This is a genomic window from Exiguobacterium sp. J17977 (assembly GCF_018616375.1).
Classification (GTDB): Bacteria; Bacillota; Bacilli; order Exiguobacteriales; family Exiguobacteriaceae; genus Exiguobacterium; species Exiguobacterium mexicanum.
This window is the reverse complement of record NZ_JAEQBB010000025.1, coordinates 1-257: the sequence shown is the minus strand read 5'-3', so window position 1 is coordinate 257 and position 257 is coordinate 1. Positions and strand designations below refer to the sequence as shown.

General features: G+C 56.0%; 1 tRNA gene. It reads left to right on the top strand.

The features are described 5' to 3' along the window. Positions 1-102: 102 nt before the first annotated feature. Positions 103-175, top strand: a tRNA-Thr gene (locus KNO58_RS15335). Positions 176-257 lie beyond the last annotated feature (82 nt).

Genomic DNA, 257 nt, shown 5'->3' with positions numbered 1-257 from the left:
AGGATTAGCTCAGCTGGGAGAGCACCTGCCTTACAAGCAGGGGGTCGGCGGTTCGATCCCGTCATCCTCCACCATTTTTTAATCATCAATCAAACCATATATGCCGGTGTAGCTCAGTTGGTAGAGCATCTGACTTGTAATCAGAGGGTCGAGGGTTCGAATCCTTTCGCCGGCACTCCTTGGGGGGGTAGCGAAGTGGCTAAACGCGGCGGACTGTAAATCCGCTCCCTCGGGTTCGGCGGTTCGAATCCGCCCCC